Raw genomic sequence first — 22,239 nt, 5'->3', positions numbered from 1 at the left:
TATCGCGACTTAGATACCCTCCAGACGGCCGTAAAGAAAGCGCTTGAGGAAGAAAATAATACGCAAGACACGAACCAAACCATTGCGGCAGCCGCATGAATCTCTCTCAACAAATTCCAACTAACTATTGGAAATTACCAATTGGCTGTGATGGAGTCAATCTTTAGTAGTGAAGGTGGTAATGGGGGAAATAAAGAGGAGACACCTAATCCTGAACCGAATCATGGAGAATCTCCTGAATCATTTACACTGCTAGAGAATTATCCTAATCCTTTCAATCCGGCGACTTCGATTCGATATGGAATTCCAGAACAAAGCACAGTCAATATTAAGGTTTACGATTTGTCTGGGCGTCTGGTGGAAGAGCTCGTGAATACCAATATGGATGCGGGATACTATACCGTGGAGTTTAATGGTAGTACTCTTCCTTCAGGTATTTATTTATACCGGATGACCAGCCAAAGCCTCGTAAGTGATCAACAGTTTTCGCAGGTTGGACGGATGCTGTTGCTGAAGTAATTTGCACTATTCAAGGCATATTAATTAAAGCCCCGGTTCAATTTGAATCGGGGCTTTAATATTTATATTTAGAGAAACCATCCATTTTTGGTACAAGGCAGCAGACTGATGAGTTGTCTCACCGACCCGGAGATCAATCGGGAGCCAAATCTTCATCTTTATCGTCATCGGTGTGCTGGGACTGCTGGTTAGTATTCGTTGGCTCGCTGATTCTGCTCAGAAAATTTCAGGTGACAGGGTCCGCCTTGCAACAGATCTTCTCCCTCCGTAGAAATCGTCAGAAATAGATTCCCGGTGAAACTGGACAATAAAAAAACCGGCCTCCCACGAGGAGAGGCCGGTTTCCGGATTCGGGGTGTAGTTTAAGCTGCGACTACTTCTGCCCCATCTTTTGTCGCTGGTCCTTTGGCGTCACGATGTCGGTAACCATGAACTGGTTCTGTTGTTCCTGGGCAAAATGGCCCTTCACGGTTACCTCCTGACCAGCGTCCGGTAGATCCTCTTCGACTTTTTCGGTGAATTTAATATCCACGGTCTTGCTCTGTTGGGTTTCCGGGTGCACCGTCAGATAATAGTCCGGTCCGTTGGATGTCTGCTGGACGGAGATCACACCGGTCATGGATTTTTTATCCTTTTTTGCCTTATCCTTGTGTTTCTCTCCTGCCTGTGTAGTCGATACAAAGGCCAGCATTACTATCAAACTCAGGATTGCTGTCAGAAATGTCTTTATGCGTTTCATAATAATTACCTCCTCAGGAGTTTCGCATTCAACTCATCAATCATCGTCCACCCAATTACGGTTCAAACGCTATTCCAGGGATAGTGGATAACCATTGAGTTACCGTATGTAACTACTGTCACTGAGGTGTTCTATAGTATTGAGTAAAAAAATGTAAAACAGGAAATGTGTCCTAAATCACACGATTAGAGGTGGGGTGTCCTGTCAAAAGGGACACGTTAAAGGAAATCTAAGTAAAATTATTTTATAGAAACCAAAACATTGGGTGTTTTTATTCGTTTGCGGGAAGTGCCTAACAAAGAATGACCGGGGAAATTATTGTACTAATAATTATTCTGTTCCTGTCTTTTTAATCTCGTCGATAACTGTTATTATGGTATGCCAATTATCCGTCTCGCGGATTTTTTCCAGGAGCTTTTCTTGTTCTTCCAATTTACTTTGGAGTTGGTCGATTTCTTTTCTAAGGCTCTCAGCGTCGTTGTGATAATCTTTCCCGGCTGGCTCGGTAAGTTCTTCTTTCCGCAGGAATACCGGTTCATCATTGACATAGTCCAGTTGATAGCCGAAGGCGTCGGCAAGTATGCGGGCGGTGGACGGTTGGGGCTTTTGGGATTTCCCTGTACGGAGCATCCAGATCTGATTACTTGAGATCCGGGTACCAGTGCGGTTTTCCGTAGCATCGGATATCTGAGGATCGCTGTATCCCGGATCCTTGCGTAATTCTTCTAGAAATTCCTGTACATTCATATTTCTGTCAATATAAGAATCCGGCGCTTGCTAATTAACGCATATTTATCAATATTTATGTATATATATGTTGTATATTTGATTCAGTAGTTACTTGTTTAGGAAAGTATTGATAGCTAGGAGGAAATATGCCGAAAGAAGAAAAATTTAAACAGGTGTTGGTGAAAGCGAACGACAAGGCATATCTACGGCAGGAATCTATAGCGTCCGATCGATATCAATATGATATCGTCCATGATGCATTGGATTTATATCGTCAGTGGCATGCCGGAAAATTACACCGGGTAAAAGGGAAACATTCTACCAATTACTATAGTCTCAAATCCGGAAAAGTATGGTCGGTACTTTGAATGATACCTTAAACTCGGGCCCAAAAAATTGTCTTTATCGGCGAGAGGAGAAAGAAAAAGTGCGCCAGGGAGGAATCGAACCCCCAACCAATTGATTAAGAGTCAACTGCTCTGCCAATTGAGCTACTGGCGCATCGTTCGACTCAAAGCGAGGAAAATATACGAAGAGGAAGGGCAAATGAAAACCGGAAAAGGGGAGAAAAGGAATAAAAGGTAGGGGTATAAGGTATAGGGAACAATAATTGCTTCTGTGGTATAGTAGTTCCGTCGCGACGGAGGGGCGAATTAATCTTAATCGGTTTGATTCTTGAGGAGAACGCAGAATGGAGAACGGGGGAAGGAAAAACTGTTGGTTGTTCGTGGTTTGTGGTTAGTTGAAGGAGAAATGTCAATAAATGAACCGAGTTGGATTGATTTGTCACGGACAACAAACTACTCACTTCGAACAACCTACTACACCCGCTAAAGCGGGAACTACCAGCAGGATGTTCACTATTGACTCGGAACTGAGGACGCATGACAGTATTTAGCTGTACTACGGGAACACTATAACACATTTTTTACACGCAATACACTGTACGCAATGCTTGTATAAATTTTTTCTTCAGAGATAACCTGGTACAGCATAAGAGACCGGATGTCGAGTTAGAATCGCACAAGAACACCGCTATTTCCGTTGGATGTCGGAATCCGAGTTTATAACTTTTCGCATGTGTGAATTTCATCAAAGTAATATCCCGGAGTTGAAGGTATGACTGAACAGCTTGAACGCCTGGTAGAAGAGAACATTATGGCACGTCCACGCGGGACTGATGAGGTCGTGACTGTTGTCGCGGTCCTTGGTGGTGGGACCATGGGGCAGGGACTGGCACAAACCGTTTCCCAGCATGGGATTGATGTCCTCCTCATCGAGCAGAACGAGGAAGCCCTGGACCGGGCGATGAATGAACTGAGCGACAAACTGGATCAACAGATTAACCGGTGGAGCATCACCGAGAGCGATAAACGGGCGATCTTAACACGGATCGAGGGTACGACTCAATTGGAAAAAGTCGAAGAATGCGATCTCCTCATCGAGGCGATCCCGGAGATTATCGAAGAGAAGAAAAATCTTCTCAGCATCGCCGATGAACTCTGTCCGCCGGAGACGGTGTTCGTCACCAATACCTCTACCCTGAGTATCACCGAAATCGCTGCCGCGACCGATCGGGAAGATCAGGTGATTGGAATGCACTTCCTGAATCCGGTGCACCGGATTCCACTGGTAGAGATCGTTCGCGGACTGAAAACCTCCGACGCTACCTTCCATTACGTCCAGCGCTTCGCCGGCATGCTGGACAAAACCGCCGTCGAGGTTTTCGAATATCCGGGATACGTGACCACCCGGGTAATCCTTCCGATGATTAACGAAGCCATGTTTGTGGTGATGGAGGGTGTGGCCAGCGCTCATGGAGTGGAGACCGCCATGAAGCTCGGGTTTAACTTCGAAGAAGGCCCGCTCTCCCTGGCCGATCGCATGGGGCTGGACGAGCTTCTGTTCTGGATGGAAACCCTCTTCCGCGAACTGGGTGATCAAAAGTATAGGCCGTGCCCCATCCTGAAAAAACTGGTCCACGCCGGCAGGCTTGGCAAAAAGACTGGACACGGTTTCTTCAAATACGACGAGAACGGCCGGAAAATCGGCGGGTTTGAGATGTAATGCATATTGCGTACTGCGTATCACGTAAAAAAATAGGTATAGGGGGATCAGGGATAAGGAATAGGGGAAAACAGTGTTCAGGGGTTCGGGTTGGTGTTGTTACATAATCTTATTCGATTCGGCTGGAACACTGGGACACTAGCCTCAGAACAGAGCTTTTTTAAACCGCGAAGATACGCGAATAAAACGCAAAGGAAAAATTATTACCACCAAACAAATAATAGAAAGGAAACCTATTCCTGTTTTGCCGTTCTCTCTTCTTCTTTCTCTGGGTAGGGAAATGCGATTAAGATTACGATTATGATTAAGATTAAGAAGAATGCCCCTATACCCTATACCTGTATATTTTTACGCATTACTAATGAATAGATGCACAGAAATATAAATTCCTAGAGATGCAGGAAAGCACATGAAAGTCTTAGTCTTGAACTGTGGAAGTTCCTCGGTAAAATATCAACTCTTCGACATGGACGATCGCTCTGTTTTGGCGCGCGGCCAGGTGGATCGTATCGGTATGAAGGGCGCGGTCTTAAGCCACACCCGCCACGACGATCACAAGGTGAAGATGGCTGGCGAAATCATCGATCACCAGACGGCCATCGAGTATATACTGGCGATACTTATCTCTGAAAATCACGGTGTACTGGAGGATCGCGAGGAAATCGATGCAGTGGGACACCGGGTGGTCCACGGCGGCGAAAAATTCAAAGATTCGGTGGTGATTACCAAAGACGTGGTAGAAAAACTCCAGGAATTCATCGACCTGGCGCCGCTGCACAATCCGAATAATCTCAAGGGGATTAATGCCTGTCACCAGCTGCTCCGGGACGTCCCGATGGTAGCGGTATTCGACACGGCGTTTCACTCAACGATGCCGGATTATTCTTACCTCTATGGTCTGCCGTATGTGCTCTATAAACGGTACGGCGTTCGGCGATACGGTTTTCATGGCACCTCGCACTATTATGTTTCCCGCCGCGCCAGAGATATCGTTGGGAAGGAGATGGAAGATCTCAAAATCATCACCTGTCACCTGGGGAACGGTTGCAGCATTACGGCGGTAGACGGCGGTGAATCGGTGGATACATCCATGGGATTCACCCCGGTGGAAGGATTGCTTATGGGCACCCGCTCCGGGGACGTTGATCCGGCGCTGGTCCTACACCTGATTTCCAAGGAAGAGCTCACCATCAACGATATGAACACCCTGCTCAATAAACACAGTGGACTGCAGGGCGTGTCCGGCGTCTCCAGCGACATGCGTGAAATCATCGAGGCGGTGGACGACGATCACGAGCGCGCACGGATTGCCCTGGATATTTTTACCTATCGCCTGAAAAAGTACATCAGCGCCTATTACGGCGTACTTGGTGGACTGGATGTGATTGTCTTTACGGGCGGCATCGGCGAAAACTCACCCCGCGTTCGCGGAAACACTGTAGACGGATTAAGCCATATGGGTATCGGAATTAATGGCAAAAAAAATGAAGAGACTGTAGGTATCGAAGGTGATATTACCGCCGACGATGCTGACGTTCGCACGTTGGTGATCCCGACAAACGAGGAATTGGTTATTGCTATCGATACGGAGAAACTGGTGAGCGAGATGGAATAAAAAGGCCAAATAGTACGCAATCCCCGACAAGTCGGGGAACGCAGATTATACTGATAACCGCTGATAAAAATAACAACAGATTAACCACTGAAAAACACCGAAATCACTAAAATAAATACAACCAACAACAAACTACTAACTAAAACCGATTAAGAGTAAGATTAGGATTACGATTAAGAAAACACGCAACTATAACACAGTAACACTATAACACATAAACACAATTTTAACCTGAACACCCGAACACGTTAACACTGTCGTACTGCCGTCACCCCATTGCAATCAGAAATACACCAACGATTATAATTACCCCACCAAGTAACCGATCCCTGATATTTCGTTCCTTAAAAAAGAAAAACCCGAACAGCGTAGAGAAGACCAGACTGGTCCGCTTCACGGCAATCATGTAAGCGACCTTGGCGATGGAGATAGCGTAGAAGTGTGCCAATGCCATCCCGGCAAAGGCGATGCCGATAAGGAGCGCCCGCTTCGGATGAGCGAAGGCATTGTTTCTGACGTGTTTCCTGGAGAGCGCGTACGGCGCCAGCAGTAATGCATTCAGCGGATAATAAATTCCCGCAAAAAACAGTGGCGACGAATGGGTAATGGCCATTTTGCCGAAGGTGGAGCTCAGACTAAAGAGGCCAGCCACCAGGATCATCAGCAGGGAGCCGGGTTCGTGTCGGATGGCCTTGAACGGTTCCAGAAGGCCTTTATCTGTCTTATGGACATTCAGGAGATAGATACCGAGCGCTATTACCGCGACGCCAACTCCACCGATCAGTGAGACGGTTTCACCAAGTAGAATCCACGGAACCACCAGGAGAAAGACCGGCGTCAGTCCGAGGAACGGGATGGTCAGGCTCAGTGGCGACATCCGGATTGCCCGGAGATAGAGCGTCCAGGTGAGGACTTCCAGTGGCACGAGAAAGGCCATGGCCGTCCAGAAGCCGGAATCCAGTTCCGGCACTTCAATGCCGAACCAAAGTAACAGAAAAAATGGCGTGCTCCAGACGAACCGGACCCAGACGTTAGTGAAGTCGGAAATGTCCTCGCTGATCCACTTGGAGAGGGCGTCAGCAGACGACCAGCAAAATGCGGAGATGAGTGTGAGGAAGAGCCAGGTCATAACGACAGTGTCAAAGTGTTAGAGTGTTCATGTGTTCAAGTTGAAAAGCGTGTTTGCGTGCTATTTTGTTACAGTGTTTTAGTTTTGCGCCTCATCTGTAATTTTGCCTTCTTCATTTTTCATTCTACGTTCTGCATTGAAGGTGGTATGCATGATAATTCGTCATTGGACATTGGATATTCTGCGGTTGGAAATTCAAATATTTATTTTGTTCCATAGGAAAACCTTTGACCTGTATTTCGATTTTAATGTCCCTCACTGTGATCTCTATAGGTATAAGTCCACACAAGCCCGATAGCAAGTTTCCAGTTTTTTACGCAATACTAAATCCATTCCTGTGGAACAAGAAATTTTTCAAACAACTCCGCCTCCCGCGATCCGGGTTCCGGTGTGTAGTCGTAATCCCAGCGAACCAGCGGCGGGAGGGATATGAGGATGGATTCGATGCGCCCCTTAGTCTGGAGACCGAATTTTGTTCCCCGGTCGTAGACCAGGTTAAACTCCACGTACCGGCCCCGGCGAATCAGCTGGAACCTCCGCTGGTTTTCGTTCCAGTCCATGTCCTTTCGCCGATGGACGATAGGTTCATAGATCGGTAAAAAATTATCGCCGCAGTCGCGGACGAAGGAGGATATCTTTGCGTAATCGCCCCGGAGGTAATCAAAGAAGATCCCACCCACACCTCTGGGTTCTTCCCGGTGTTCGATGTAAAAGTAGTCGTCGCACCACTGCTTGAATTTAGGATAATACTTTGCATCGTGACGGTCGCAAACCGCTTTCAGTGATCTGTGAAATTCTCGGACGTCTTCTTCATACGGATAATACGGCGTCAGATCCATGCCGCCGCCGAACCACCAGACCGGGCCGGCCTCGAAATAGCGATAGTTCATGTGGACGGTCGGCATATGCGGATTGAGCGGATGGATCACCAGGGAAATGCCGGTGGCGCCGAATGAATGTCCGGCCGCTTCCGGGAACTGCTCGGCGATTGATTCCGGCAACGACTCGCCATAGACTTCTGAGAAGTTGACACCGGCGCGTTCAAACACCGAACCGTTTCGCATGATCCGGGTTCGCCCCCCACCGCCGTTTGCGTGCTGCCAGGTATCCTCCTGAAATTGCTCGCCCGCGTCTAATTCTTCCAGCCGGGAGGTAATAGTCTCCTGCAGGGTCTGAAGGTATGTCGGAATTTCGTCGCGCATCTTTGCTCCTGATCTCAAATGAAGGACAAAAGTAGCGTTCACCTGTGAATTTGACAAGCGGGGATGAGCGCAGGGATTTTGGTTAGAGCACCAGAGCGAAGAAATACTGATCTGGGTTTATCCGATAATAGATGAAAAATTAATTATGCACTAAATATGACAGGCGAAAAAATGAACTCGGTTTCTATTGTGTGGTATTTACAGGGACTTGGGAAAATTCAGGAAATAATTCGCTTGTTTCTAACACCAAATATGCACTATATATGGGGCATCGTACAAAAAGTGTAGAAAATGTTGTGACTTTTCTCTTGAACAGTAAAGTCCGGTTTCGTATGTTTACCGACGCATTGCTAGATGGAAATCCTTAAACAGAATTGAAAATTGGGCAGGCTGAACTCGGAAGCAACCTTTTGAACACTTTTTGTAATGCAGCAATGCCAGTGTATTAATTCCATCAGCTAATCCAGAATCACCTAAAAAATACGGGACGAGAATCATGAAAATCACGCGAAAGTTTACGCGCTCAAATACAGATCCGTTTGACGATATTAATTTCGTCGAGCGGTATTCCATCATCAAGAATCCGGACGGGACAGTCGTCTTCGAAATGGAGAATGTGATGGTGCCGGAAGATTGGTCGCAGGTGGCCACGGATATCATTGCACAGAAATACTTCAGAAAAGCCGGCGTGCCTGCCGCCACGAAGAAGGTGAAAGAAGAAGGGGTCCCGGAATGGCTCCAGCGTTCTGAGCCGGACGAAGAGGCACTGGCAAAACTGCCACAAGACGAACGTTTCTCCCACGAATCCGATTCCCGCCAGGTCTTTCATCGGCTGGCCGGCTGCTGGACTTACTGGGGCTGGAAGCACGACTATTTTGATTCGGAAGCAGAGGCCAAAAATTTCTATGATGAACTGACCTATATGCTGGCCCATCAGATGGCGGCGCCCAACAGTCCGCAGTGGTTTAATACGGGACTCCACTGGGCCTATGGTATCAACGGGCCCGCGCAGGGACACTATTATACCGATCCGGAATCCGGGGAGGTCAAACGCTCCGACGATGCCTATTCCCATCCGCAGCCGCACGCCTGTTTTATCCAAAGCGTCGACGATGATCTGGTGAACGAAGGCGGTATCATGGATCTCTGGGTGCGGGAAGCCCGCCTGTTCAAGTACGGCTCCGGCACCGGCTCCAACTTCTCCGCCATCCGTGGCGAGGGAGAATCTCTGAGCGGCGGCGGACGATCCTCCGGCCTGATGAGTTTTCTGAAGATCGGGGATCGCGCAGCGGGCTCCATCAAGTCCGGCGGGACCACCCGGCGGGCCGCAAAAATGGTCACCCTGGATCTGGATCATCCGGATATCGAGGAGTTTGTCAACTGGAAAGCCATTGAGGAGCAGAAAGTTGCGTCCCTGGTGACCGGATCCAAACTCCTGGAGACGCACCTGAACGAGATCATCCAGGCAACTGTCGATTACGATTCCCCCTCTTCCAATGGGACCAACGGAATGAAAGGGCACCGGAGATCCGCGGCGTACGATCCCAAAAAGAACCAGCAGCTGGCGGACGCAATTCTGAAGGCGCAGCGGGTAAACGTTCCGCGGAAATACATCGAGCGCGTTATCCAGCTGGCCGATCAGGGGTATACCGGCATCGAATTCCCCACCTATAATACAGACTGGAACTCGGATGCGTACTTCACTGTCTCCGGACAGAACTCCAACAACTCGGTCCGTGCTGATGCCAGCTTCATGGAAGCGGTGGAAAACGATGAGGATTGGAATCTCTACGGCCGGGTGGAAAAACGGGATGCCCGGGAAGAAGGACGTGATCCTGAACCTATGAAAACCATCCGAGCCCGGGATCTTTGGGACGATATTTCATATGCCGCATGGTCCTGCGCCGATCCGGGCATGCAGTATCACACGACAATCAACGACTGGCACACCTGTCCCGCTGATGGGCCCATCAACGCTTCCAATCCGTGCTCCGAGTATATGTTTCTGGACGACACGGCGTGTAACCTGGCGTCGCTGAATCTGATGAAGTATTACGACGAGGAAAAGGGTTTCCTCATCGATGACTACATCCATGCGGCGGAAATCTGGACGGTCGTGCTGGAAATCAGCGTACTGATGGCACAGTTCCCGAGCAAGCGCATCGCCGAACTCTCGTACAAATACCGCACGCTCGGTCTCGGGTATGCGAATATCGGCGCACTGCTGATGGTCATGGGCGTCCCGTACGATTCCAAAGAAGCCAGGTCCATTACCGGAGCACTCACGTCCATCATGCATATGACGGCCTACGGCGCCTCCGCAAAGATGGCCGAGGAACTTGGGCCGTTCCCGCGCTATGAAGAGAACAAAGAACACATGCTCCGGGTCATCCGGAATCACCGTCGGGCAGCCTACAACGCGCCGGAAGAGGAGTACGAAGATCTCTCAGTTACACCGATGGGCATTGATGCCGACTACTGTCCCGATGATCTGCTGGCTGCTGCCAAAGAAGCCTCGGACAAGGCGCTAGAACTCGGCGAAGAGCACGGCTACCGGAACGCCCAGGTGACGGTCATCGCGCCGACCGGGACCATCGGACTGGTGATGGACTGCGACACCACGGGTATCGAGCCGGACTTTGCCATTGTCAAGTTCAAGAAGCTGGCCGGCGGCGGATACTTCAAGATCATCAACCAGGCCATTCCGGCGGCGCTCAGGCGACTGGGATATTCCAACGATGAGATCGACGATATCATTACCTACGCCAAGGGCACTGGTTCGCTGGAAGGTTGTCCGCACATCAACCGGGAGTCGCTGAAGGCACTCGGATTCACCGATGAGAAGCTGGACATGGTGGAGCAGGAGTTGCCGCAGAGCTTCGACATCGGATTTGTACTGAATCCGCACACCATCGGACAGGATTTTTGCAAAGAAAACCTGGGACTCTCGGATGCGCAGATCAGCGACCCGGATTTTAACATGCTGAAAGCGCTCGGCTTCTCCGATAAACAGATTGAAGAGGCCAACGATTACGTCAGCGGCACCATGACTATCGAAGGCGCGCCGTACCTGAAAAAGGAACACTACGCCATCTTCGACTGCGCCAACAAGTGCGGTCGAAAGGGCACACGCTCCATTGCGCCGGAGGGACATATCCGGATTATGGCCGCGGCCCAGCCGTTCATCAGCGGCGCCATCAGCAAGACCATCAACTTCCCGGCGTCTGCCACGGTGGACGATATCAAGGATGCGTACATGCTCTCCTGGAAACTCGGTCTCAAGGCTAATGCGTTGTATCGTGACGGGTCCAAACTGAGCCAGCCGCTGAACTCGACCAACGACGATCTGGTCGAATTCCTGGAAGAGGTGGAAGAAGAGGAGCGCGGCGCAGACGTTGCACAGGTGGCGGAGAAAGTCGTCACCAAATATATCGCCAAGCGGAAGCGTCTGCCACAGCGGCGGAAAGGCTACACCCAAAAGGCGACCATCGGCGGACAGAACGTCTACCTCCGGACCGGGGAATACGAGAACGGTCAACTGGGCGAGATCTTCCTGGATATGCACCGGGAGGGCGCGGCGTATCGGAGCCTGATGAACTGCTTTGCCATCTCCATCTCACTGGGATTGCAGCATGGCGTACCGCTGGAAGAGTTTGTGGATGCGTTCGTGTTCACCCGGTTCGAACCCAACGGGATCGTTCAGGGGAACGATCGGATAAAGATGTCCACCTCGGTCATCGATTACATTTTCCGAGAGCTGGCCGTGGAATATCTGGGACGTACAGAACTGGCCAGTGTCAACCCGGAAGACCTGATCTCAGATTCGGCAAAGAAGACGCCGGCACAGAATGAAGGAAGCGAAGATACAAAGGACCCTTCGGCGGCTCCGGGAAGTGACAGTGACGAACCGGAGCCGGTATTGGAAACTGTTGAAGAGACACACAAGGCGTATTCGGACGAGCCGAAGGATCAAACCCAGGCCCGGAAGGTGCAGGCCGCCAAGATGCAGGGCTACACCGGCGACATTTGCGACGAATGCGGCAGCATGACCATGGTTCGCAACGGCACCTGCCTGAAGTGTATTACTTGTGGAACCACTACGGGATGCTCGTGATTACCTACGTGATTACCTAAACTAATGAACGGACGCGATGAATCGCGTCCCTACATGGTTCACCTGCTTGAAAGATGCCATCTTATTGAGAGATGGCATCTTTTTTTTTAGCCGGTTTTGTCGATAGTAGACTGTGCTGTAATATAGATTTTAGAGCGACCCTTTCCTCAAAGAGATCCCTGTGGGACAGGGGTCGAGACCCTGAAAGGGGCTATAACTGCAATGTTATCAATGATTAATAAGGTGTTTGGATCCCCGGGGTTCCGGAAGGGAAAATTCCTTGTCACCGTATTCTCACACCCCCTCCTTGCAACGTCTCTACAAAAATAATGTTATGTAATACGCAATACACAGTACGTAAAACTTGGCCGCTTCAAGTAAAAAGGCCAATTAATGACCGAAAACTTGCGAGACGTTGTGATCAGCTCATCGCACCAATTCCTTTTCTATTGAAATCCACTGAAATAGTCCCTATTGTTTTACGTACAAGTGAAGCGAAAACACCAATGATTACAGACATGGGAGCGATGCGTGGAAGTCGGTGAACTGGTGGCAGAGCAAACATCCGGTGAAAAGAACTTGGGCATGCCCAGGTTGATTTCCAACCTGTTTCATCCCTTTTTAGTCGGGCCGGCGGCGTTTCTCTATTTTTCCCTGGCGTATACCGACAGAATTGCATTTGGGATGCTGGTCTGGTTTATCACGTTTCTGGCGACTAACGTGGTCATCGGGCTGTATGTGTTTTTTATGAAAAGGCGCGGCGAGACGGTAAGCGTGGACGTGCCGGAACGGGGGATGCGCAGGAAACCGTTTATGGTTGGAACCGTCGGATATGTCGTTGCGTCGGTAGTCCTGCTGGCGATCGGCGCTCCGCGTATAGTCTGGGCGCTGATGGCCATCTATGCAGTCAACACGGCTATTGCGACGTTTATCAGTCACTGGTGGAAGATCAGCATCCACGGGATGTCCGTTGGTGGAACTATCGTACCGTTCCTTTATCTGTATGGTGGTCTCTGGTGGCTGGCAACTCTGGTACTCCCGGCGATGGTGTATTCCCGGGTGAAGTTGAAGGCGCACAGCGTCAGTCAGGCGGTGATGGGGATCGTTCTGGCATTCGTATTAACCTGGATTGAATTAAAACTCTGGCTCTAAGGGGAGAGAGATACTATGAAAGATGTGGCAGCGATCATTTTGGGTGGAGGACGAGGAACCCGATTGGACCCGTTGACGAGGTACCGCGCGAAACCGGCAGTCCCCATCGCCGGGAAATATCGCCTCATTGATATTCCGATCAGCAATTGCATCAATAGCGGCATCAAGCAGATGTTTTTGTTGACGCAATACAGCTCAGCATCGCTGCACAGACACATCACGCAGACGTATCATTTTGATGCGTTCTCCAAAGGATTTATTGAAATCCTCGCGGCCGAGCAGACTATCGAGAGCGAGCACTGGTATCAGGGTACCGCCGATGCGGTCAGGCAGAATCTGGTGCACTTTCATAATTATCCCTACAACGATTATCTGATTCTGGCAGGTGATCACCTGTATCGGATGGATTACAGCAAGTTCGTCAAAGCACACCGGGAGATGGATGCGGACATTACCATCGCGGTGAAACCTGTGACAGCAGAGGAAGCCAAAGCGTTCGGTATTCTCAAGGTGGATGGCGATCGCAGCATCACCGAATTCTATGAGAAACCGAAGACCAGGGAGGAACTGGAGCCCATGGCCTCGGAAATTCCGGAGGAGTTCCAGGGGGATGCCGGCGATAAATCCAAACGGTTCCTGGGATCCATGGGAATCTATGTATTCAAGCCCGAGGTAATGGAAAAGGCCTTTAAAGAAGATGGCGATGCCACAGATTTCGGTCACGATATTATTCCCAGGTTACTGAAAACCCGGAAGGTCAAAGCCTACTTCTTCGACGATTACTGGGCGGACATCGGGACGATTCGGGCGTTCTATAATGCGAATCTGGCACTGACGAATATCAAACCGCCGTTTGCCTTCTCCGAAGGGAAAAACCCGATCTACACCCATGCACGGTTCCTGCCAGGGACACGATTCGAAAATACCCATGTCGACAGTTCCTTTATCGCCGACGGAGGATACGTTCAGGCAAACAGTGTCCGGAATTCCATCATAGGGTTGCGAAGCCGGATCGGCGAAGATGTGGAGATCGAGAGTGCGCTGTTAATGGGGGCGGATTTTTACCAGACCGATGAGGAGCGCGAAGAAGACAAGCAGAACGGCATTATCCCTGTGGGAATCGGACCCGGCAGCAAGATCCGAAATGCCATCATCGATAAAAACGCCCGCATCGGGAAAAATGTGGATATCGGTGGCCAGGACTACGGCGAAGATCATGACGAGGATAATTACTCTATCCGAGACGGCATCGTGGTGGTGCCGAAGAACTCCGTGATCCCGGACGGCGCGGTGATTTAGGAAATAAGGTATAGGGGTATAAGTGTATAAGGTTGCCCGCTTAAAGACCGCGAAGTGGGTTTAAGCGGGAAAAATGCTGGAGAATGGAAAAAGTAGAAAGAAGACCGAAAATCGCAATAACAACGCACCACTAACTACGAACAGTTTTTTCCCTTTGTCCCTTCTCCCTTCCCCTTTCTCCGGTTGAGCAAACTAGAGTAAGATTAAAAGAACGACAAACTATAACACAATAACACGGTAACACAATAACACGCCGTTACTCGAACACCTGAACACCTTAACACGCTAACACTGCTGTACTGTTATCTTGCCCACCTTCTTCAGCTGTATTATATTGCATAATCTGTCGAATTCATGAAACCTAAATTAATCCGGGAAGGGTGACGGGTTATGTCCTTAATTGATAAACTGAATGATGATCTGAAATCTGCGATGAAATCCAAGGATAAGGTGCGTCTGGAGACCATTCGCAGCCTGAAGTCCATGCTCCGCGAAAAGGAGATCGAGAAGAACGATGATCTTTCCGAAGAGGAGCAGATCAAGGTGTTGTCGTCAGCGGCGAAGCGTCGTCGTGAAGCAATCGAATCATATCAGGAGGGTGGACGCACCGAGTTGGCCGATCAGGAACAGGCTGAACTGGAGATTATCGAGACGTACCTACCTGAGCAGTTGAGTGAAGATGACATCCGGGAGCTGGTGGACGAAATCCTTGAAGAGACCGGCGCCAGTACCATGCAGGACATGGGCCGGGTTATGGGCGCAATTATGCCAAAGGTCAGAGGACAGGCTGACGGTAGTCTGGTACAGCAGATCGTAAAAGAGAAGTTGTCCTGAGAAAATATGAACGATTCTGCTGTAGAGACGTGCCATGGCACGTCTCTGCCATCGATATCCGAGTGATCAAACAGATGCTTGGTCGTTCATCTGTTTCTAAATAGAGAAGGCCGAATACATGCACTACTTCGACATTATAACCCTGGCCGTCCTCGGCTTCCTTGGCTTTATGGGGTTTCGAAGAGGACTGGTCACCGAGTTATTTAAACTTGTTGGGATCGTCGCAGCTATCCTGGCGGCCATACAGTTCGGGGACGCGGGTACGGCTGTTCTGGGCGCACGCCTGGAGGCGGATCAAAGTACGCTGGCTGTCATGAGTTATGTGCTCATCTTCTTTGTAACGCTCATTATTGTCCGTGTTGCGGCTATCATCATTAAGGGGATTATGCAGTTCGCTATGATGAACTGGCTCGACAGATCCGGTGGTGCGCTGTTCGGCGCACTTAAGGGGGCCGTGATCCTCAGCGGGGTTCTTTGGGCCATTACAATTTTACCGATGGATAAATTCACCAATGATATTGAGGCCAAGTCAAAATCATATCCGTATCTCAAGGGTTTCGCGCCTAAAGTGTACGACGCCGTATTTAGGGTGATCCCCGGCTCCAATTCCTTTGCGGAGAAGCTTCAGGAATTTATCCCCGCCGGAAAGTCGATGGGTCCCGTCGGTCAGTTTGGGAATGAGGATATCATCAAGCAACTGGAGGATGAGCTGGGGGGGAAATTCGATCCCCAGGTCCTAAAGGAATTTAAGGCCGGCGGCCTTAGTGACGAAGTGAAGAAGCTTTTGAAAGAAAACGACATCGATATTTCTGAGGGCGAACCTGGTAGCACGGATCGGTTCTCCCAGGAGCAGAAGGAAAAACTCGAACAGTTGCTCGAAAAATATAAATCCGAATCGGGAGACGAATTACCGGGGATTCCATAGATGGATTGGCAGCAGTACGCATTTGACGACCTGGGATATTCCCGGATTAAAAAGTTTATCGCGCAGCATTGTCTCTCGGAGACCGCCACCACTCAGGCGGAAACACTGACCCCTCTTTCTTCCATAGATGCTATATCGGAGCGGCAGGACGCGGTAACCGACTTCGCCGATCTGCTGGAGTTCGACGATCCGTTCCCGATCCAGCGTATTTCGGATGCCGCCGATCATTTGCAGCATGCTGCGATCGAGAATGCCTTCCTGAAGCCGGAGGCGCTGTTGGAGATCGCCAAAATTCTGTCTGTCAGCCGGAATTGTCAGTCATATCTACAGGAGCGGAAGCATCAGTATCCGGCGCTGAAGCGCATCGTTCAGCCGATCACCGCGCATAAATCGTTGGAAGAAAATATCGAGGAAAAAATTGAGCCGAATGGTGATATCCCGGACTCTGCCAGCAACACACTCCGGAAAATTCGCCGGGAGATTCTGCGGCAGGAGAGCGCTATCCGGGAGCAGATGGAATCGCTGACGCGGCAGTACTCGGATGCCGGGATGCTTCAGGAGGGCCGGGCGACTATCCGTGGCGGTCGGCTGGTAGTTCCGGTCAAGATGGCGTATAAAAACAAGATTAAGGGGATTGTTCATGATCAGTCTGCCAGCGGGCAGACGTATTTCATTGAGCCGATGGCCATTGTTGAGGGTAATAATCGGCTCAAGGAACTCCAGATGGACGAGCAGGAGGAAATTGAGCGAATTCTCCGGAATCTGACGGCGCAGGTCGGCGCGGTGGCCGAGGATATCCGAAGGAATCAGGAGTGTGTCCTACGGATGGATCTGCTACATGCCATGGCTGAATATTCCCTGGAAATTGATGCGGTTCCACCGATTATCTCGGAGTCTCATCAGGTGGATCTGAACCAGGTGAGAAATCCGCTACTGATCAATAGCGAGAAAGAGGTGGTCCCAAACTCTATCGCGTTTGGCGATGAGGCGAATGTTGTGCTCATCACCGGGCCCAATGCCGGTGGAAAGACGGTGACGCTTAAGACAGTCGGGCTTTTGACGCTTATGGGCATGACCGGTCTGCATATCCCGGCCGAAGAGGGCTCCGTTGTCCCATTAGTCGATGCCATCTTCGTGGACATCGGCGATCGCCAATCTCTGGAAAACGATCTTTCGACATTTTCATCGCATATTGAACGCATTTCCGATATCCTGGAGCATGCCACCGAGCGGAGCCTCGTTTTGCTGGATGAATTGGGCACCGGTACAGATCCTACCGAAGGGGCTGCCCTGGCGCGGGCGATACTGGAGCGGCTGTTAGAGAAAAACGTCCTCGGCATTGCCACTACGCACCATGGGGCGCTGAAGGCGTTCGCGCACAATACCGAGGGACTGATCAACGGTGCCATGCAGTTCAACCAGGAAGATCTCTCGCCAACGTATGTGTTGCACCTGGGGCGTCCCGGGAGTAGCTATGCTCTGGAGATTGCAGGACGGGTGGGTATGCAGCCGGACGTCATTGACCAGGCGCGGCATTATCTGGATTCCTCCAAGGAGGCTCTGGAAGATCTTATTGTCCAGTTGGAACAGCAGTCCGAATCGCTGGAAAAGGAACAGTCGGAAGTCGCCTCGACCAAAACGAAATACGAGAATCTGAAGCACGAGTATGAGACCAAGGTTGAAAAGATCCGGCAGGAGGTGAAGAAGGCCAAGAAAATTGCGGCCGAAGACGCCCAGAAGATCCTGGATGAGAGCTCCCGGAAAATCGAGGAAGCTATTCGGAAAATTAAAGAATCTGATGCTTCCACGGAGTCCATCAAAGAGGCCAAGCAGATGGTTTCGAAGCAGAAGGAAAAGATCGCCGAAACCACCGAAGAAGTTACCGAGGAGCCGCAGGATAACGGTAACCCGGTGGACGTGGAATCGCTGCACGAGGGGGATCTGGTTTACGTTCAGCAGTTTGATCGTATGGGGACTGTTCTGGATGAACCGAGTGGAAACCAGCGCATTCAGGTGGACGTTGACGGCAAAAAGATGGAACTCCCGGCAGCATTCCTTCGGGAGCCGAGCGAATCTCAGGCGGAACAGCAGGAGTCGAAACAGTCAAAGAGAAATTCCGGATCCACCTCACGGGTAACCCTCTCGGAAGAAAAAAGCATGACCAACCGGATCGACATCCGCGGCCAGCGAGTGGACGAGGCCCGGTCCACGCTGGAGCAGTTCTATAACCACGCACTCGTAAACAATCTGAATCAGTTGGAAATCATCCATGGCAAAGGCACCGGGGCACTGCAAAACCTGGTGGACGAATTCCTCTCCCAGCAACGCCAGGTGAAGAGCCATCGCCTGGGGGAGATCGAGGAAGGCGGCGCCGGAGTAACGATAGCGGAATTGGTATAGAAATATAGCACGCAGATGACGCAGATTAAGTTGATAAAGACTGATTAAAAGAAAAACACCAATAAATTACGACAATCACCAACAACCCATGAAACCGAAAAGTAATAAATACAAACACAGAGAGGTGACAGAAAAAATAATTGGGGCATTTTATAATGTTTACAACGCTCTCGGTTATGGATTTCTGGAAAAGGTCTATGAAAATGCACTATTATTTGAATTGAATGAAAAAGGAATGGATGCAAAGCAACAAATGGCGATTAAAGTTCACTATAAGGGTAATTTAATCGGGGAATACTTTGCCGATATTGTTGTAAACAATAAAGTAATAGTAGAAATTAAAGCGACTGAAGAATTGCATGAAAAACATACACTTCAATTGATAAACTACCTGAAAGCAACAGATTTTGAAGTCGGTTTATTGCTGAATTTTGGGGAGAAACCAAAAGTTGTTCGAAAAATTTTTACAAATCAAAATTAATCTGTTATCTGCGGTTATCTGCTCAATCAGCGTCATCTGCGTGCTATTAATCAAATATGGCTAGGATACCGGAAGACACCATAGATCAAATCCGCGACGCCAACGATATCGTTGACGTGGTGAGCCAGTATGTTCCTCTGAAAAAGCGGGGGAAGAACTACTTTGGCAAGTGTCCCTTCCACCAGGAGAAAACTGCGTCATTCTCCGTGGCGCCGGACAAGCAAATCTTTCATTGCTTCGGCTGCGGCAAGGGTGGGAATGTGTATTCCTTTATTATGGAATACGAGAAGGTCAGCTTTGTTGAAGCGGTGGAACGGCTGGCGGAGAACGCCGGGATCGAGCTGCCGAAATATTCCGCCAAAGACAAAGGTACGGACAGCGGATCCCTGGGACCGCTGTATGATGCCAATGCGTTCGCTATGCGGCTGTTTGAAAAGGCGCTCTATTCCGACCAGGGCGAGGAGGCGCTGGACTATCTGCTGGGCAGGAATTTTTCCGAGGAGACGCTCCGGGAATTTCATGTGGGCTATGCTCCGAACGACTGGGAGACCATCACCGAATGGGGTCCGAAAAACGATCACGACCCGGATACATTGGTACGCGCCGGACTGGTCATCCACAAGCAGGAACGCAACAGATATTTCGACCGGTTCCGGCACCGGGTGATGTTCCCAATCATCAACAATGGCGGACGTGTCGTGGCGTTCGGCGGTCGTGCTCTGGATCCGGACGAGAACGCCAAGTACATGAACTCACCGGAGTCTCCCATCTACCGGAAGCGGAAGCTCCTGTACGGACTGTATCAGGCCAAAGATGCTCTCCGCCAGTCCAGTGAAGTCATTGTTGTGGAGGGCTACACCGACCTGATGCGGCTCTGGGAGCACAAATTTCAGAACGTTATCGCCGTCTCAGGCACCGCCTTCACTGAACAGCACGCCCAGATACTGAATCGCTACGTCGACAAAGCCGTTCTCTGCTACGACAGCGACACCGCCGGCATTCAGGCGACCCTGCGCGCCGGAGAGATTTTGTTGCAATCCGGTCTGGAAGTCCGCTGCATTCAGCTCCCGGACGGCCACGATCCGGATACCTATATCTCCGAGGAATCGCCAGAGTCCTTCCGGAAACAGATCAAGAATGCCACGTCGCTGATGCAGTTTCGCATCAGCCGCACGGCCGGACAACTGAACGACGCCTCCTCCCGGGCCAATTTCATTAAGGAGACCCTGGATGATATTGCGGAGTACGAGAACTCTCTTACCAGAGATCTTCAGATCCAGGAACTGGCGGAGCTGATTAGAGTAGACGAGCAGCGACTACGGGGCGAACTGGAGAAGCGGCTCCGGCGAACGCGATCCAGGCCGCCGAGACAAAATAAGAAGGAGCCATCGCAGGTTTCAGACGAACAAGATTTCGACTCCAACCAGCGCGCACAATACGAGCTGCTGAAACTCATGCTCACCGAGGACGAAAAACTTATCACCTACATCCTGGAACACGTCACCACAGATGAATTTACGCATCCGGTATTGACACGGGTTGCGCAGGTGTTTGTGGATTATCTGGCAGAGCATCCGATCCTGGATCCCCAGGACGCAATGCCATTGTTTGATGAAGCAGACTTCGAATCCGCCGAGCGGCGTAATGCGGCAAAGGAGATGGTCAGCCGGATGCTGTTCGAGCTGGACGAGTCCAACCAGACCCTTCGCAAGGAGCAAATGGCCAGAGATTGCCTGATGCGACTTGAATTGAACCAGGTCCAGAGCGAAGTTGACCGCATCAACGACGAACTGCATTCAGCTTCACTGGGAAAAGAGGAATCCATGGCGCTTCTGGAGCAGCGCAAGAAACTGGAGCAGCTGAAGAAGGAGATCCGCGAGAAGTATCGGTAATTTATTCTGTAAGGATCTGCCAATGAGGGCGCGTGAAATAGAAAGAACAACCACAGAGTGAGTCATCCCGAGCGACGCTCCGACGTGTCGGAGCGGAGTCGAGGGATCTCGTTGTTCAGCCTCCTAATATTAATTACAGGCGGTAACAAAGATTGAAAGGAAATACCATCTGACTTCTTCGTTTAACTCTGCAATAGCAGTATTTTGTTTGACACGGTTTTCTCACACACCCTTCAGGATGTGTCTCTACCAATGGAACCTCTGCCGAAGGTTTCCTTTACTGCCTCTTAAAAACGGCAATTCAAGAGAGTGCAATCACTCGTGACATACTGCAGCCATAAAACCCTCGGAATTCTACTGGGTGTAATTCTGTTATTTCTCTCCTGCACCAACCCCCTGGAAGAAGCTGTACCAAAGAATTACTCCCTCCTGTTCACCGGATCGCAATACGTGGAGGTACCCTACGACTCCACCCTGAATTCACTGGAAACCAATCAGTTCACCATTGAGGCCTTTGTGTGGACAGACACCGTCACTTCACTGGAGCACCCGGCGATTATTTCTATTCCCAATTCCGCCGGTGGCGAGGAGATTGGGCTATATCGGGACCGTGCGGACAGCAGCAATCGGATATATCTGACCATCGATGCGCAACCGGTGCCTGATATCAGCGGCGATTCCATTCCCGGCCTGTTTATCGAGGACAGTACATCGTATTTTTTCGCCGTCTCCTTCGACAGCGGCCAGGTGGACGTCTATATAAACGGTTTCCGGCGAATTGGAAGTTTTCTCACTGACTCTACACAGATTGATGTCGGAAATGCACCGCTTCTCATCGGGGCCGGCCGTGGCAGTGGTTCCGCGGGCAATTATTGGTACGGCTCATTTGACGAAATTCGAATCTGGCGCACGGTGTTGACCCCAAAGCAGATCAGGTTTCATTACGAAAATCCGGGAAAACTCTCGGAGAACTTTATCCGCCGGAATTCCCCATACGACAATCTCATCGGACTGTGGCGGTTCAACGAGGGAGCAGGTTCTGCGGTGAGCGATGGGAGCGGCAACGATCTGGACGGTTCGATTACCGGCATAGCCACCTGGCAGCCGATAGGCTTCTCCCCCTAACAGGAAATTACGTTTGC

The 22,239-nt window shown here is 50.3% G+C and carries 17 protein-coding genes and 1 tRNA gene; 13 read left to right on the top strand and 5 right to left on the bottom strand.

What is annotated here, in order from left to right; all coding sequences use genetic code 11:
* The first annotated feature begins 141 nt into the window (after positions 1 to 141).
* Positions 142 to 519 (top strand): T9SS type A sorting domain-containing protein, encoded by a 378-nt coding sequence (locus tag K9N57_14405; GenBank protein ID MCF7805371.1) that lies wholly within the window; start codon positions 142 to 144, stop codon positions 517 to 519.
* 373 nt (positions 520 to 892) lie between these two features.
* On the opposite strand, the gene K9N57_14400 is transcribed toward K9N57_14405, so the two are convergent.
* Together K9N57_14400 and K9N57_14395 are read right to left on the bottom strand one after the other, a co-directional pair.
* On the bottom strand, positions 893 to 1,258 hold the full coding sequence (locus tag K9N57_14400; GenBank protein ID MCF7805370.1) for a hypothetical protein: 366 nt from the start codon (positions 1,256 to 1,258) through the stop codon (positions 893 to 895).
* A 330-nt stretch (positions 1,259 to 1,588) separates the two neighbouring features.
* Complete coding sequence (locus tag K9N57_14395) at positions 1,589 to 2,005, bottom strand: hypothetical protein (GenBank protein ID MCF7805369.1); 417 nt, start codon at positions 2,003 to 2,005, stop codon at positions 1,589 to 1,591.
* Between the two features lie 128 nt (positions 2,006 to 2,133).
* Here K9N57_14395 and K9N57_14390 point away from each other — a divergent pair, with 128 nt between their 5' ends.
* Positions 2,134 to 2,355, top strand: a complete 222-nt coding sequence (locus tag K9N57_14390; protein MCF7805368.1) for a hypothetical protein — start codon at positions 2,134 to 2,136, stop codon at positions 2,353 to 2,355.
* A gap of 60 nt (positions 2,356 to 2,415) precedes the next feature.
* Here the strand turns inward: K9N57_14390 and K9N57_14385 are convergent.
* Positions 2,416 to 2,488: transfer RNA gene (locus K9N57_14385), tRNA-Lys, on the bottom strand.
* A gap of 618 nt (positions 2,489 to 3,106) precedes the next feature.
* Between K9N57_14385 and K9N57_14380 the strand changes: the two genes are divergently transcribed.
* Complete coding sequence (locus K9N57_14380; protein ID MCF7805367.1) at positions 3,107 to 4,054, top strand: NAD-binding protein; 948 nt, start codon at positions 3,107 to 3,109, stop codon at positions 4,052 to 4,054.
* A 409-nt stretch (positions 4,055 to 4,463) separates the two neighbouring features.
* Complete coding sequence (locus K9N57_14375; GenBank protein MCF7805366.1) at positions 4,464 to 5,669, top strand: acetate kinase; 1,206 nt, start codon at positions 4,464 to 4,466, stop codon at positions 5,667 to 5,669.
* Positions 5,670 to 5,937: 268 nt separating this feature from the next.
* Here K9N57_14375 and K9N57_14370 read toward each other — a convergent pair whose 3' ends face one another.
* A complete protein-coding gene (locus K9N57_14370) occupies positions 5,938 to 6,798 on the bottom strand; it encodes a DMT family transporter (protein MCF7805365.1) in 861 nt (286 codons plus the stop codon).
* A gap of 323 nt (positions 6,799 to 7,121) precedes the next feature.
* Positions 7,122 to 8,000 carry an oxygen-dependent coproporphyrinogen oxidase gene (gene hemF, locus K9N57_14365; protein ID MCF7805364.1) on the bottom strand — a complete coding sequence of 293 codons (879 nt, stop codon included), beginning with the start codon at positions 7,998 to 8,000 and terminating at the stop codon, positions 7,122 to 7,124.
* Positions 8,001 to 8,496: 496 nt separating this feature from the next.
* Here hemF and K9N57_14360 point away from each other — a divergent pair, with 496 nt between their 5' ends.
* The 9 genes from K9N57_14360 to K9N57_14320 all read left to right on the top strand — a co-directional run bounded on the left by K9N57_14360 (position 8,497) and on the right by K9N57_14320 (position 22,222).
* Positions 8,497 to 12,114, top strand: a complete 3,618-nt coding sequence (locus K9N57_14360) for a vitamin B12-dependent ribonucleotide reductase (protein ID MCF7805363.1) — start codon at positions 8,497 to 8,499, stop codon at positions 12,112 to 12,114.
* 531 nt (positions 12,115 to 12,645) lie between these two features.
* Complete coding sequence (locus tag K9N57_14355; GenBank protein ID MCF7805362.1) at positions 12,646 to 13,266, top strand: hypothetical protein; 621 nt, start codon at positions 12,646 to 12,648, stop codon at positions 13,264 to 13,266.
* 15 nt (positions 13,267 to 13,281) lie between these two features.
* Positions 13,282 to 14,565 (top strand): glucose-1-phosphate adenylyltransferase, encoded by a 1,284-nt coding sequence (locus K9N57_14350; GenBank protein ID MCF7805361.1) that lies wholly within the window; start codon positions 13,282 to 13,284, stop codon positions 14,563 to 14,565.
* A 390-nt stretch (positions 14,566 to 14,955) separates the two neighbouring features.
* On the top strand, positions 14,956 to 15,399 hold the full coding sequence (locus K9N57_14345; GenBank protein MCF7805360.1) for a GatB/YqeY domain-containing protein: 444 nt from the start codon (positions 14,956 to 14,958) through the stop codon (positions 15,397 to 15,399).
* A 118-nt stretch (positions 15,400 to 15,517) separates the two neighbouring features.
* On the top strand, positions 15,518 to 16,324 hold the full coding sequence (locus K9N57_14340) for a CvpA family protein (protein ID MCF7805359.1): 807 nt from the start codon (positions 15,518 to 15,520) through the stop codon (positions 16,322 to 16,324).
* Positions 16,325 to 18,724, top strand: a complete 2,400-nt coding sequence (locus K9N57_14335) for an endonuclease MutS2 (GenBank protein MCF7805358.1) — start codon at positions 16,325 to 16,327, stop codon at positions 18,722 to 18,724.
* Positions 18,725 to 18,812: 88 nt separating this feature from the next.
* The gene (locus K9N57_14330) at positions 18,813 to 19,205 is read left to right on the top strand and encodes a GxxExxY protein (protein ID MCF7805357.1); all 393 of its coding nucleotides are present in this window, start codon (positions 18,813 to 18,815) and stop codon (positions 19,203 to 19,205) included.
* Between the two features lie 56 nt (positions 19,206 to 19,261).
* On the top strand, positions 19,262 to 21,097 hold the full coding sequence (gene dnaG / locus K9N57_14325; GenBank protein ID MCF7805356.1) for a DNA primase: 1,836 nt from the start codon (positions 19,262 to 19,264) through the stop codon (positions 21,095 to 21,097).
* 309 nt (positions 21,098 to 21,406) lie between these two features.
* Positions 21,407 to 22,222, top strand: coding sequence for a LamG domain-containing protein (locus K9N57_14320; protein MCF7805355.1), 816 nt, complete (start codon positions 21,407 to 21,409; stop codon positions 22,220 to 22,222).
* Positions 22,223 to 22,239 lie beyond the last annotated feature (17 nt).

This window comes from Candidatus Neomarinimicrobiota bacterium (assembly GCA_021734025.1).
In the GTDB taxonomy this organism is placed as follows: Bacteria; Fidelibacterota; JAANXI01; order JAANXI01; family JAANXI01; genus JAANXI01.
The sequence above is the reverse complement of the archived record's forward strand: the minus strand, read 5'-3'. Positions and strand labels throughout refer to the sequence as shown.